14 protein-coding genes are annotated in these 13,509 nt (G+C 60.4%); 11 read left to right on the top strand and 3 right to left on the bottom strand.

Going from position 1 to position 13,509, the window contains the following annotated elements; all coding sequences use genetic code 11:
- Positions 1-35: 35 nt before the first annotated feature.
- A complete protein-coding gene (locus AC2FD8_RS15615) occupies positions 36-407 on the bottom strand; it encodes a YraN family protein (protein WP_496857593.1) in 372 nt (123 codons plus the stop codon).
- A 1-nt stretch (position 408) separates the two neighbouring features.
- Positions 409-1,266: a 16S rRNA (cytidine(1402)-2'-O)-methyltransferase gene (gene rsmI / locus AC2FD8_RS15610; RefSeq protein WP_496857591.1), complete on the bottom strand. Its 858-nt coding sequence runs from the start codon at positions 1,264-1,266 to the stop codon at positions 409-411.
- Between the two features lie 88 nt (positions 1,267-1,354).
- Here rsmI and AC2FD8_RS15605 point away from each other — a divergent pair, with 88 nt between their 5' ends.
- From AC2FD8_RS15605 to murJ, 3 genes are read left to right on the top strand one after another with little or no spacing between them, the layout of a single operon-like run.
- Positions 1,355-2,527 carry a penicillin-binding protein activator gene (locus AC2FD8_RS15605; RefSeq protein ID WP_496857589.1) on the top strand — a complete coding sequence of 391 codons (1,173 nt, stop codon included), beginning with the start codon at positions 1,355-1,357 and terminating at the stop codon, positions 2,525-2,527.
- On the top strand, positions 2,487-5,306 hold the full coding sequence (locus AC2FD8_RS15600; RefSeq protein ID WP_496857587.1) for a [protein-PII] uridylyltransferase: 2,820 nt from the start codon (positions 2,487-2,489) through the stop codon (positions 5,304-5,306). The genes AC2FD8_RS15605 and AC2FD8_RS15600 overlap by 41 nt, the downstream gene beginning before the upstream one ends.
- Positions 5,303-6,844 (top strand): murein biosynthesis integral membrane protein MurJ, encoded by a 1,542-nt coding sequence (murJ, locus tag AC2FD8_RS15595; RefSeq protein WP_496857585.1) that lies wholly within the window; start codon positions 5,303-5,305, stop codon positions 6,842-6,844. Before AC2FD8_RS15600 ends, murJ begins: the two co-directional genes overlap by 4 nt.
- Here the strand turns inward: murJ and AC2FD8_RS15590 are convergent, their stop codons facing one another.
- Positions 6,845-7,531, bottom strand: coding sequence for a rhomboid family intramembrane serine protease (locus tag AC2FD8_RS15590; protein WP_496857583.1), 687 nt, complete (start codon positions 7,529-7,531; stop codon positions 6,845-6,847).
- A gap of 86 nt (positions 7,532-7,617) precedes the next feature.
- Between AC2FD8_RS15590 and trpS the strand changes: the two genes are divergently transcribed.
- The 8 genes from trpS to AC2FD8_RS15550 all read left to right on the top strand — a co-directional run bounded on the left by trpS (position 7,618) and on the right by AC2FD8_RS15550 (position 13,467).
- Entirely contained in the window at positions 7,618-8,646 is a 1,029-nt protein-coding gene (gene trpS / locus AC2FD8_RS15585) for a tryptophan--tRNA ligase (protein WP_496857581.1), read from the top strand.
- Positions 8,647-8,706: 60 nt separating this feature from the next.
- A complete protein-coding gene (locus AC2FD8_RS15580; protein WP_496857579.1) occupies positions 8,707-9,570 on the top strand; it encodes a branched-chain amino acid aminotransferase in 864 nt (287 codons plus the stop codon).
- A 65-nt stretch (positions 9,571-9,635) separates the two neighbouring features.
- Positions 9,636-10,091, top strand: coding sequence for a universal stress protein (locus AC2FD8_RS15575; protein WP_496857577.1), 456 nt, complete (start codon positions 9,636-9,638; stop codon positions 10,089-10,091).
- 6 nt (positions 10,092-10,097) lie between these two features.
- Positions 10,098-10,691 (top strand): 2-hydroxychromene-2-carboxylate isomerase, encoded by a 594-nt coding sequence (locus tag AC2FD8_RS15570; RefSeq protein WP_496857575.1) that lies wholly within the window; start codon positions 10,098-10,100, stop codon positions 10,689-10,691.
- A 69-nt stretch (positions 10,692-10,760) separates the two neighbouring features.
- The gene (locus AC2FD8_RS15565; protein ID WP_496857573.1) at positions 10,761-11,324 is read left to right on the top strand and encodes a NifU family protein; all 564 of its coding nucleotides are present in this window, start codon (positions 10,761-10,763) and stop codon (positions 11,322-11,324) included.
- Complete coding sequence (gene tsaB / locus AC2FD8_RS15560) at positions 11,314-11,901, top strand: tRNA (adenosine(37)-N6)-threonylcarbamoyltransferase complex dimerization subunit type 1 TsaB (RefSeq protein ID WP_496857571.1); 588 nt, start codon at positions 11,314-11,316, stop codon at positions 11,899-11,901. The genes AC2FD8_RS15565 and tsaB overlap by 11 nt, the downstream gene beginning before the upstream one ends.
- Positions 11,898-12,311, top strand: a complete 414-nt coding sequence (locus AC2FD8_RS15555; protein ID WP_496857569.1) for a GNAT family N-acetyltransferase — start codon at positions 11,898-11,900, stop codon at positions 12,309-12,311. The genes tsaB and AC2FD8_RS15555 overlap by 4 nt, the downstream gene beginning before the upstream one ends.
- A 157-nt stretch (positions 12,312-12,468) precedes the next feature.
- Entirely contained in the window at positions 12,469-13,467 is a 999-nt protein-coding gene (locus AC2FD8_RS15550; protein WP_496857567.1) for a BMP family lipoprotein, read from the top strand.
- Positions 13,468-13,509 lie beyond the last annotated feature (42 nt).

Genomic DNA, 13,509 nt, shown 5'->3' with positions numbered 1-13,509 from the left:
TACATGGCGCAGCAGGGCGAGGGGTTCAATGGGGCTTAGGCCTGTCCGAACGCGTTTTCGATGATTCGAACGGCACCCGTGCCATCTACCAGCGCTGCATCAAACCGAACATTCGTCAGTTGCCCGCCCGGCTCGTTTTCCAGAAACTGCGCGGCAGAGGCGCAGATGCGCTGGGTCTGCCGACGGGTGATCCGCGCCGCAGCCTTATCGAAACTGGCGCTTTTCTTGACTTCAATGAAAACCAGCCCGTCGCCATCCCGCGCAATCAAGTCGATCTCACCACCTGCACCGCGCCAGCGTCGATGAGCGATCGAGAATCCACGGCGTTCATAGTCGGTCGCAACCCGCAATTCTGCAGATTGCCCCGCGTGATAAGATACCGCCCCCCGCACCGAACGCTGCGCCATGTCATCCCTTTCCCAGTTTGAGGGCCTGCTGGTAGATGGGGCGTCGGGGAAGGTCATACATCTTTGACACCAAATCCGCCGCGTCCCGAACCGAATGGGTTTGCAAGGCCTGTTTCAATGCCTCTTCTACGTCGGATTCGTTAACGTTTGGCGAATGGCTGCGATCAACCAACAAAACGACCTCACCCTTGACCGTTTGGTCTTGGTACACTTCTGCCAGTTCATGTAACGGGCCACGTCGGACTTCTTCGAACTTCTTGGTCAGCTCACGGCACAAAGCCGCCTGCCGGTCGGCGCCCAGAATGTCGGACAGGTCCGACAGGCAGCCAGCTACGCGCTTGGGCGATTCGTAGAACACAAGCGTTCCGGGAATATCCCGCAGCGCCTCGATCCGGCTGCGACGCGCGCCTGTGGCATTGGGCAGAAAGCCCGCAAAAAAGAACGCATCCGTCGGCAGGCCCGCCAGCGTCAGCGCCGTCAGCACGGCGGACGGGCCCGGAGCGCAGGTGACTGTGTGACCGGCTTCGGCCGCTTGCCGCCCCAGATCGTAGCCCGGGTCGGCGATCAGTGGCATACCGGCCTCGGACGCGTAGGCAACGGATTGCCCTGCGGTCAAAGCCTCCATGATCCTGCCGCGTGCGCCTGCTCCGCTGTGGTCGTGATAGGCTTGAATGCGTCGTCCGCCCAAGGGGATACCATGGATTTCCATCAACCGACGCAGGCTGCGGGTATCTTCCGCTGCAATCATGTCAGCCGAAGCCAGAACATCCAGAGCCCTGAGCGTAATGTCGCGCGCCGTACCGATCGGAGTGGCAACAAAATACAGGCCCGCAGCCAAACTTATGTTTTGGAAATTCAAAGCTGGACCCTCACAGCGTGACGTTTATTATCGCGGCTCGATAGAACAGCAGCGTCGCAAGCCGCCGGATCAGGGAGTTTTCTTTTAGATGTTTACCGTTTGCAAGTCCGTAAGCAAGTTCGCCAAAACCACCATTGCCCTGACCACTGCCGTTTTTCTGGCCGCATGTGAAACCACAGGCATCGGCGGAGGCCCCTCGATCAACACCTCGGAACCGGTGCCCGTCGCGCTTCTGGTTCCGCGTGGATCGGGCCAGTCCGGCGACGCGGCGCTGGCGCAAAGCCTTGAAAATGCGGCGCGTCTGGCGATGTCAGACCTGCCGAACGTCAAGATTGACCTGCGTGTTTATGATACGGCTGGCAACGCGGGCACGGCAACGGGTGTAGCGCAACAGGCTGTGGCGGACGGCGCCAAGATCATCATCGGACCGGTATATGCACAGGCCGCCAACGCAGCCGGTCTTGCAGTGCTGAACAATAACGTTAACGTCCTGTCCTTCTCAAACAACACCAGCATCGCGGGCGGAAATGTCTTTGTGCTGGGCCCGACCTTCCAGAACACCGCCAATCGACTGGCCAATTTTGGCGGCAGACAGGGCAAGACCGGAGCAATCATAGTACACAGCAATGACGCCGCCGGAGAGGCTGGCCGTTCCGCCATTGCCAATGCGCTGGCCAGCAGCAGTATGAACAACGCCGGGAGCGTCGGCTATGACCGGTCGCAGCAGGGCGTGATCAACGCGGTACCCAACATCAAATCCGCCATGGACTCTACCGGAGCTGATTCGGTGTTCCTGACTGCAACGACCGCGGGTGCGCTGCCTTTGTTTTCGCAATTGCTGCCCGAAGCAGGGATTTCGACGTCGACCTCCCAGTATATCGGTCTGACCCGGTGGGACATTCCCGCCCAAACGCTGGAGTTGCCCGGTGTGCAGGGGGGATGGTTTGCCCTGCCTGACCCCTCGAAAGCGCAGTCCTATCGCCAACGCTACAATGCGACTTACGGCGAAGCGCCTCATCCGATCAGCGGGCTGGCCTATGACGGGATCGCCGCCATCGGTGCGCTTGTCAGCCAGGGCAAGTCGAACGCTCTGACCGGGGCTGCGCTGACCCAGAGCGCCGGTTTCCAGGGCGTTGGCGGCATCTTCCGCCTGCGCTCGGACGGTACCAATGAACGCGGTCTGGCGGTTGCCACGATCCAGAACAAACAGGTGGTTGTGATTGACCCTGCCCCGCAAAGCTTCTCAGGGGCCGGTTTCTGACCAGCCTCACCTGACCATAGTGCCTGAAAACACACTGATCTGCCCGCCCGAGGATATTTTCGACAGCGCCCGCGTTGACGCTCAGCTTGCCGCGGCGCTTGAGACGAGCCCTGACAATTCTGCGCTACGTGCCGAAACGGTGCGCATTCTGCGTGAGGCGCAAGAAACCGGGCGCGCCGCCATTGCCGAGGCCTTTGCCGCCCGCCCCTTTGACGCGCGCCCTCTGACGCGGACCTATACCTACCTCACGGATTGTCTGGTCGGCACTGCAATGCGCGTGGCAAGCGAGCATCTGCATCCGCTGGCCACCCCGACCCAAGGGGAACGCATCGCCGTTCTCGCCGTCGGTGGCTATGGCCGGGGCGAAATGGCACCCGCGTCAGATGTCGATCTGCTGTTCCTGACACCCTACAAGATCACGGCCTGGGCCGAGAGCGTGATTGAATCCATGCTCTATATCCTGTGGGATCTGCGCCTGAAGGTCGGCCATTCCTCACGCACGATCAAAGATTGCCTGCGTCTGGGGACCGAAGATTTCACCATCCGCACCGCGATGCTGGAACAGCGCTATCTGGCCGGAGACACGGGTTTGGCCAAAGAGCTGGACCAACGCCTCAAGGCTGATCTGTTCAAGGGCACCGAGCGCGAGTTCATTGAGGCCAAGCTTCAGGAACGCGACGAGCGCCACCTCAAGCAGGGCCAGCGCTACGTGGTCGAGCCCAATGTGAAAGAGGGCAAGGGCGGGCTGCGCGATCTGCAATCGCTCTACTGGATCGCGAAATACATCTACGGTGTGCAAGACGTGGCCGAGCTGGTTCCGCTGGGCCTGTTCACACCCGATGAATTCAAGACCTTCGCCGAAGCTGAAAACTTCCTCTGGGCCGTGCGCTCGCACCTGCACCTGGTCACGAGGCGCGCGACCGAGCAGCTGACCTTCGACATGCAGGTCGAGGTTGCGGCGCGCATGGGCTATGAAGACCGGGCCGGGCGGCGGGCCGTCGAAGTGTTCATGCAGCGCTATTTCCGCCATGCCACCAGCGTTGGGGAATTGACGCGGATCTTCCTGACCAAGCTGGAAGCCCTGCATATGAAAGGCGCACCGCTGCTGGAGAGGATTTTCCGCCGCCGCCCTCGGGTCAAGGCCGGGTACAGCGTGGTTCACGGGCGACTGGATATTGCCGATCCGGATGCATTCCTTGGCGACAAGCTGAACATGTTGCGCCTGTTCGAAGAAGGCCTGCGCACGGGGATGCTGATCCATCCGGATGCCATGCGGCTGGTCACGGCCAATCTGCACCTGATCGACGACGATATGCGCAACAACAAGGAAGCCCGGCGCATCTTCCTTGACCTGATGCTGAAACATGGCAACCCGGAACGCGCCCTGCGGCGGATGAACGAACTTGGGGTGCTATCGGCCTTCCTGCCCGAGTTTGAGCCGATCGTGGCGATGATGCAGTTCAATATGTATCACAGCTACACCGTGGACGAGCATACCATCCAATGCATCGTCAACCTCGCCCAGATCGAACGCGGAGAGCTGGTTGAATCCCTGCCGCTGGCCTCCTCGATCCTTGAAGGGGGCGTGAACCGCAAGGTCCTCTATGTTGCGCTGCTGTTGCACGACATTGCCAAGGGGCGGCCCGAAGATCACTCGATCCTCGGGGCGCAAATCGCGCGCAAAGTGGCCCCACGGCTGGGATTGAACAAATCCGATTCCGAAACCGTTGAATGGCTGGTGCGCTATCACCTGCTCATGTCGGATATGGCGCAGAAGCGCGATATCTCGGACCCTCGGACCGTGCGGGATTTTGCCAAGGCTGTGCAAACGGTCAAACGGCTGGATCTGCTGACCGTGCTGACCGTCTGTGACATTCGCGGTGTCGGGCCTAATACCTGGAACAACTGGAAGGCCACGTTGCTGCGCGCGTTGCATGCGGAAACCAAACGTGCCTTGGAAACGGGCATGGAGGATCTGAACCGTGCCAATCGCGGGGCCGAGGCCAAGAAACTGCTGCGCGCAGAACTGGCCGAATGGTCCAAGGCCGATCTGAAGACGGAAACCGGGCGGCACTATGCTCCGTACTGGCAGGGCCTGAACGTCTCGACCCACGTGGAATTTGCCGAGATGCTACGGGCGCTGGAACACAGCGGCGATCCCGGCGCGATGGAAATCCGCCTGCACCCGGACGAGGATCGCGATGCCACCCGCGCCTGCTTTGCCATGGGTGATCACCCCGGTATCTTTGCGCGGATCGCCGGGGCCTTGGCCTTGGTCGGTGCTAACGTCGTGGATGCCCGCAGCTATACGACCAAGGATGGCTATGTAACGGATGCGTTCTGGATACAGGATGCCGAAGGCCACCCGTTCGAAGCCAGCCGTCTGCCGCGTCTGACCCAGATGATCCACAAAACGCTGAAGGGCGAGGTCGTGGCCCGCGAGGCACTGAAATCGCGAGACAAGATCAAGAAACGCGAACGCGCTTTCAACGTGCCGACCCATATCACCTTCGACAATGACGGGTCTGAGATCTACACGATCATCGAGGTCGATACCCGCGACCGCCCCGGCTTGCTTTACGATCTGACGCATACGCTGGCGGCGGCCAATGTCTACATCGCCAATGCCGTGATCGCGACCTATGGCGAGCAGGTGGTAGACACCTTCTACGTCAAGGACATGTTCGGGTTGAAATACCATTCGGAGAACAAACAGCGCGGGCTGGAATCCAAACTGCGCAAAGCCATCACCGAGGGCGCAGCGCGCGCGGCCTCATGAAGCAAATCCGGTTGTTTTCGGGCTTCTTCACCGTCGGTTTCTGGACTTTGGCCAGTCGCATTCTGGGCTTTCTGCGGGAAATCCTGCTGACCGCGTTCATCGGGCCCGGTCCGGTGATGGACGCCTTTGTCGCGGCTTTTCGCCTGCCCAACATGTTCCGCCGCTTTTTTGCTGAAGGCGCGTTTAACGCAGCATTCGTGCCCATGTTCTCCAAACGGCTAGAGGGCGGAGAGAATGCGCAAGAATTCGCGCAAGGCGCCTTCAACCTGTTGGTCGCCGTGGTTCTGGCCCTGGTCGGGTTGGCTATGGTGTTCATGCCCGGTCTTGTCTGGCTGACGGCCGAGGGGTTTTACGGCGATGAACGCTTCGATCTGGCGGTCGACTACGGCTATATCGTCTTCCCCTACATTCTGTTCATGTCACTCGCGGCGCTGTTTTCGGGCGTTCTGAATGCAACCGGGCGGTTTGCCGCCGCAGCCGCAGCGCCCGTACTTCTGAACATCTTCGCCTGCACCGCCCTGATCGCTGGCGCGATATCCGGGGGTGAGGTCATTCGCTGGCTCATCGCTGTGATCCCTGTCGCAGGTATGGCGCAGTTGGCGCTGGTCTGGTTCGCCACCGAACGCGCCGGTATCCGCATACGCTTTGGTCTGCCACGTCTGACGCCCGAGATGCGGAATATGGTCCGTATCGCCCTGCCCGCTGCCCTGGCTATGGGGGTGACGCAGGTCAATCTGGTCGTAGGTCAACTGGTGGCCTCGAAAACCGAGAAAGCCGTCAGCTGGCTGTTTGCGGCGGATCGCCTGTATCAACTGCCTCTGGGCGTCGTCGGGATTGCCATCGGAATCGTGCTTCTGCCCGACCTGTCCCGCCGCCTGCGCGCGGATGACAAAGCAGGCGCGCGCAATGCGTTTTCGCGGGCCGGAGAGTTCATGTTGCTGCTCACCCTACCCTCGACCGTGGCTTTCCTGATCATCCCGAACCCGCTGGTCTCGGTCCTGTTCCAGCGGGGCCAGTTCACCGCCGAAGATACAGCCGCGACAGCCCTGGCCGTTGCGATCTATGGCATCGGGCTACCCGCATTCATGCTGCAGAAGCTGCTGCAACCGCTGTACTTCGCGCGCGAGAACACGCGGTCTCCGTTCCACTATGCGGTGGTGGCAATGATCATCAACGCGGCGCTCGCCTTCGGCTTATACCCGATTGTCGGGTGGATCGCGCCCGCCATCGCGGCCTCTGTCGCTGGCTGGGCGATGGTGGCCCTGCTGGCCTTGGGCGCGCGTGGCATGGGGGATGAGGCGCGGTTCGATGACCGCTTCCGGCAACGCGCCGGGCGGATCGCCTTGGCCTCAATCGGGATGGGCGCGGTGTTGTTTGCCGCCATCCAAATGCTCGGCTGGACGCTTGATATGCCCGGATGGCGCTATCTGGCCCTGCTTGCGCTGATCATGGTTGCGGCGGTCAGCTATTTCGCACTGGGCCACCTGCTGGGCGCGTTCAAACTGTCCGAGTTCAAAACGGCCCTGCGCCGGTCTTGATCACTCGCGCCGGATGCGGCCTCTGATCCGCGCCCAGCCGCCCGGCGCCAGAAAGAAGGACAGGCCGAACCCGGTTGCAAAGCCACCCAGATCGGCCACCCAGTCAGATGTGCCGCCAAAGAGCAGACCAAACACCAACTGAATGCCCATCAGCATCGCAATCAACTGAAACGCGCGTGCCTGATTGGCCCCAACCGACGAGAGTTTGCGCCACAGCAGCCAAGTAAACGCCCCGATCAGCCCATAAACCGGAGGGAACCCTCCGACCAGCGGATAAGACGGGTCCAGAAACAGCGCATAGGCAAGCGCGCCACCGATACCCGACAGGACGAAGATCAGCAGCATCGGAAAGCCGCCGAAGACCTCACCCACCATCTTGCCCATGGCCAGCACAAAAACGCAGACAAACACCGCTTGCGTGAAACTGCCCGAGACGAACGGATAGGTTACAAAGCGGATGACATGCTCAAACGGCCAGCGCCCGTTCTGGACCATCCAATCAAAGATATCGGCCGAGAACGCGTAGCTCTGCAGCGCATCCAGCCGCCATCCGACTGCGCCCGGCCCTCCGACCAAACCACGGGCGCCCAGCGTAAACGCCAACTCGATCCCCATGATGAACAGAACCAGGGCCACCACGACAGGCGGCAGAGGGTTCACGGCGGGTGTATAATGCTCACTGCTCATTGGGCTGGCCTTTCGCGGCTGTTGACGTCCCTTTGCCTCATGGGTAAGCGACGAGGGCTGATTTTTCCAGACGGGAGTTCCATTCGATGACCCAGACCCAATTCACGCCGCGCGTGTTTTCCGGTGCACAACCTTCAGGAGATTTGCATCTCGGGAACTATCTGGGTGCGCTCCGGAACTGGGTTGGCATGCAGGGCGACGACTACGAGACTATCTATTGCATGGTCGATCTGCACGCGGTCACCGTCTGGCAGAAGCCCGATGAACTGCGTCACGCAACACGAGAACTGTGTGCCGGCTATATCGCTTCTGGTTTGGATCCGGAAAAATCTATTCTGTTCAATCAAAGCCAGGTGCCTGAGCATGCGCAACTGGCATGGATATTCAACTGCGTCGCCCGCATGGGTTGGATGCAGCGGATGACTCAGTTCAAGGACAAGGCCGGTAAAAACGCACAGAATGCGTCACTGGGATTGTTTGCCTATCCAGCGCTTATGGCAGCAGATATTTTAATCTATCACGCCACGCACGTGCCGGTTGGAGACGACCAAAAGCAACATCTTGAATTGACCCGTGATATCGCCACCAAGTTCAACCATGATTATGGCGTTGAGTTCTTTCCGCTGACTGAGCCAGTCATCCAAGGGGTTGCGACGCGGGTGATGAGCTTGCGGGACGGTTCCAAGAAGATGTCCAAGTCTGATCCATCGGACATGAGCCGCATCAACATGACCGACGATGCCGACACGATCGCCAAGAAAATCCGCAAGGCCAAAACCGACCCGGATGCCCTGCCCTCGGAAGTCGACGGCTTGGAAGGTCGCCCCGAGGCGCGAAATCTGGTCAATATCTACGCCGCACTCAGCGACAGCTCTGCCGCACAAGTGCTGGCCGATGTTGGCGGCAAGCAGTTCGGTGAGTTCAAACCGATGCTCGCGGAACTGGCGGTTGAAAAACTGTCTCCGATCTCGACCGAGATGGCCCGCCTGATGGGCGAGCAGTCCGAGATTGACCAGATCCTTGCCCGTGGTGCGGAAAAGGCGCGCGCGATTGCCGCCCCGATCCTGCGACAAACCTACGAGATTGTGGGCATGGTCGGCGGCGCATCTCGCTGATTGCTACTGGACCTTCGCCGGGCGCCCTCCTAGGTTTGCCGAAAGCATGGGGAGGGCGCTATGGCAGTCGGCAAGAATATCCGCACCTATTTCGAAGGCCAATGGCATGATGGGGACGCACCAATCATGCGGGCGGCGGATCATGGGTCGTGGCTGGGGTCCTCGGTCTTTGATGGCGCGCGCTACTTTGACGGGGTGGCCCCTGACCTGCTGGCCCATTGCGCCCGCGTGAACCGTTCCGCCGAAGCGCTGATGCTGACCCCGACCGTGTCGCCGGAACAGATGGTCGATCTGGTGCGCGATGGGTTGCAATCCTATGGCCCGGAACAGGCCGTCTATATCCGCCCGATGTATTGGGGCATCCACGGGGATGCCACGGCCATCGTACCCGAGAAAGACAGCACCGGTTTCGCCATCTGTCTGGAAGAAATCCCAATGGCACCCGAGACCGCCTCGGTCACTTTGACAACCACCCGGTTCCGGCGTCCGGTGCTGGAATCCGCCGTGGTGAACGCCAAGGCCGGGTGCCTGTACCCGAACAACGCACGGATGCTGGCCGAGGCACGATCCAAAGGGTTTTCCAACGCGCTGGTCGCGGATGCGATGGGCAATGTGGCTGAGACCGCAACCGCCAATATCTTCATGGTCAAAGACGGAGAAGTCTTTACCCCGATGCCCAACGGCACCTTTCTGGCCGGGATAACCCGCGCGCGGCACATCAAGAACCTGCGCGCCGACGGTGTCACCGTGCACGAAGCGGTCCTTAGCTTTGACGATTTCCATGCGGCAGATGAGGTGTTCATGTCTGGCAACATGAACAAGGTTACCCCGGTCACCGCACTGGACGACACGCAATATCAGGTTGGCCCAATCGCCCGTCGCGCACGCGCGCTTTACTGGGACTGGGCCGCAAATGAACGCTAGGGATTTACCCGAGTTGCCAGCACGTCACAGGTCGGGCATGATCCCACAAAATCAAGAGGACCCAAATGCGCAAGTTTCTCGTCATTCTGGATGACAGTCGCGAATGCCTGAACGCCATGCGTTTCGCCGCAATGCGGGCCGCGCATACCGGCGGCGGCGTGACAATCCTGTCCGTGATCCCCCCGGATGAATTCAACCACTGGATCGGTGTAGCCGAAACCATGCGAGAAGAGGCCCGCGAACGCATCCACGCCCATTTCGAAGTCTTCGCCAAATGGATGCGCGACAAGCAAAGCGTCGAGCCTGAACTGGCTATTCGCGAAGGCGATCCGGTGGCGCAGATCATCGAACACGTGCAGTCCGACCCGGAGATTGGTGTTCTGGTTCTGGGCGCCGGCACCGACAAGAAAGGGCCGGGTCCGCTGGTGACTCAGTTGACCAAGAACTCGGGCAGCATGCCGATCCCGATCACCATTGTGCCGGGCGACCTGAGCAAGGAAAAGTTAGAAGCGATTACGTGAGGTATCATGGCTGCGACCCTTCAGTTCTGGTTCGAATTCGCCTCAACCTATTCCTATCTGAGCGCGATGCGGATCGAACAGCTGGCCGCTGAAAGAGATATCAGTGTTGATTGGCAGCCGTTTCCTCTGGGACCGATCTTTGTGGCACAGGGCTGGAACACGTCGCCCTTCACCATCTACCCCGCCAAGGGCCGTTACATGTGGCGTGATATGGAGCGTCTGTGCGCCGCACGTTCGCTGCCATTCAAGCGACCCGAATCTTTCCCCCAGAATTCCCTGACAGCGGCTCGTTTGGCCCTCGCTATACCCACGCAAGACCAACGCGCTGCCTTTGCCCGTGCAGTCTATTCTGCCGAGTTTGGCGAGGGTCGCGATATCTCGGTCGCGTCAACTTTGATCGATTGCCTTGACGCCGCAGGTCTGCCCGCCGGTTTTCTGGACAAATCGCAAGACCCGCAGATCAAAGCGGCGCTCTTCGAGCAATCCAACCGCGCCAAGGACCTCGACCTGTTCGGCGCGCCCAGTTTTGTCGTCGGGGATGAGGTGTTCTGGGGCGATGACCGATTGGTTGATGCGCTAGACTACGCTCTGAAGATTTAGAATCGTTCCAAATCTTGACTTCCAAGGCAGCTGCCCGCATATCAGAAGCAACGAAAACGGAGCTGCCTCATGTTTATTCAGACTGAATCCACACCGAACCCGGCAACCTTGAAATTCCTGCCCGGCCAGACGGTGCTTGAGGCGGGCACAGCCGACTTCCCGTCCGCAGAAGCGGCCGAAAAATCGCCGCTCGCCCACCGCATCTTTACGGTCAGCGGCGTGACCGGCGTGTTCTTCGGCAATGATTTCGTCACCGTCACCAAGGCTGATGGCGTCGATTGGGACCACATCAAGCCAAGCATTCTGGGCGCGGTGATGGAACATTACCAATCCGGCCAGCCCGTCATGGGGGCCGAGGCGGCACCCGCATCCGGCCATGCCGAACATACCGGCGAGGATTCGGAGATCGTTGACCAGATCAAGGACCTGCTGGACAGCCGCGTGCGCCCGGCGGTGGCACAGGACGGTGGCGATATCACCTTCCACGGCTTTGATCGCGGCGTTGTCTACCTGCACATGCAAGGGGCCTGCGCGGGCTGCCCGTCCTCGACCCTGACCCTGAAGATGGGGATCGAGAACCTGCTGCGCCACTATATCCCCGAAGTGACCGAGGTTCGCCCCGTTGCCGTCTGAACCGACCCTTCTGGCATTTGACACATCGGCCGCGCATTGCGCGGCCGCTTTGTTGCGTGGCCAGGAAATTGTCATCACGCGGGTCGAGGCCATGTCGCGCGGGCAGGCCGAACGCCTGATGCCCCTGCTGGAGGAGGTGCTGTCTGAAGCCGGGCTTGGCTGGAAGGATCTGGACGCGATTGGTGTTGGCGTTGGCCCCGGAAACTTCACAGGCATTCGAATCTCGGTCTCGGCGGCGCGTGGGCTTGCATTGGGCTTACAGATCCCGGCCGTCGGCGTGTCAGGCTTTGACGCTTTGGCCGAGATCATGCCCGACGGTCACCTGCCTGCGATCTCAGCCCCGCGCGATCAGGTCTATGTGCAGACCTCTGAAGGCCCGCGCCTGATGCCTCGGGCAGAGGCCGAGGGGCTTGGCGCCCTCAACTCCGCCACTGACCCCAGTGCGCATGTTCAGGCCATCGCCCATGTCGCGGCGCGCCGATACCGCACGGAAACGGAACCACCCGCACCGCTTTATGTTCGCCCAGCGGATGCGGCCCCTTCGCGCGACCTCCCACCTGTGCTGCTGGACGAATGACTCCGGAAGACATGGCCCTGACCCACGATGCGGCCTTCACACAGGCGCGCCCGTGGACGGCTGCCGAGTTCGAAGGCCTGCTGCAAAACCGCTTCACCCATGTTGTCGGAGACCCCAAGTCCTTTGCCCTGTTTCAGGTCATCGCGGGCGAGGCCGAGTTGCTGACCATCGCGACTCATCCGCTTCATCAGCGTCAGGGGTTGGCAGCAGCCTGTATGAAAAACTGGCACGCTATCGCAGCTGACCTTGGGGCAACGCGTGCGATTCTTGACGTTGCCGCCGACAACGAGGCCGCCATTGCCCTGTATGAACGCTTTGGATACCACCCATGCGGGCGGCGAGAAGGCTATTATACACGCGGCTCTGCCCAAAATTGCGATGCAACCGTCATGGAACGCGCTTTGCCATAGTCCCAAGTGCCATTTTTTAGACCAATCGGTCAAATTGCAGTTGACCCTTCCTGTTGCATACGGCCTTAATTCCCGTCATCACAACGGTTATGCTCGCTATAGGTGGGTAAACGAGGCTAGTTTAACCTCGAACCGACAAAAACAACGGGAGTAACAAATGACCCTGATGAAATCTTTGATGGGCGCTGCCGCCGCCGTCGCTCTGACCGCAGGTGCTGCACTGGCCGAACCGGCCCTGATCTTTGACCTGGGCGGCAAGTTCGACAAGTCGTTCAACGAAGCCGCACATAACGGCGCACAGCGTTGGGCCAACGAAACCGGCGGCACCTATCGCGAGATCGAGCTTCAATCCGAAGCACAGCGTGAACAGGCCCTGCGCCGTTTCGCCGAAGCTGGCGCGAATCCGGTTATCACCATGGGCTTTGCCATGGCCGATCCGCTGTCTGCCGTTGCGGGCGACTATCCTGACACCAAGTTCGTCGCTGTTGACGTTACCTGGCTGGACGCTCCGAACATCCGTCAGATCGGCTTTGCCGAACACGAAGGCTCATACCTTGTGGGCATGATGGCTGCGATGGCGTCGGAATCAGGCACTGTCGGCTTCATCGGCGGCATGGATATCCCGCTGATCCGCCACTTTGGCTGCGGCTACGCGCAAGGCGCAAAGGCAGTTAACCCCGACATCAACGTGGTTGCCAACATGACCGGCACCACCCCTGCCGCATGGAACGACCCGGTTAAAGGGTCCGAGCTGACCAAGGCGCAGATCAGCCAGGGCGCTGACGTGATCTATGCTGCCGCAGGCGGCACCGGCGTTGGTGTTCTGCAGACCGCGGCGGATGAAGACATCCTGTCGATCGGCGTGGACAGCAACCAGAATCACCTGCATCCGGGCAAGGTTCTGACCTCGATGCTCAAGCGCGTGGACGTGGCCGTATATGACGCGATGAAAGCGGGCGACGATCTGGAAACCGGCGTATTCGCTATGGGCCTGGCCGAAGACGGCGTTGGCGTTGCCATGGACGACAACAACAAAGAGCTGGTCTCGGTTCGCATGAGCGACGCTGTGGACGACGCACGCAAAGCGATCATCAATGGCGACATCAATGTTGTCAGCTATTACGAGAACGACAGCTGCCCGGCACTGCAGTTCTGATATCGCACGGGGCGGGGGGAGACCTCCGCCTCGGTCCCACTC

It is taken from the genome of Ruegeria sp. YTSC192 (genome assembly GCF_059609705.1).
This window is presented reverse-complemented; position numbering and strand designations above follow the sequence as displayed.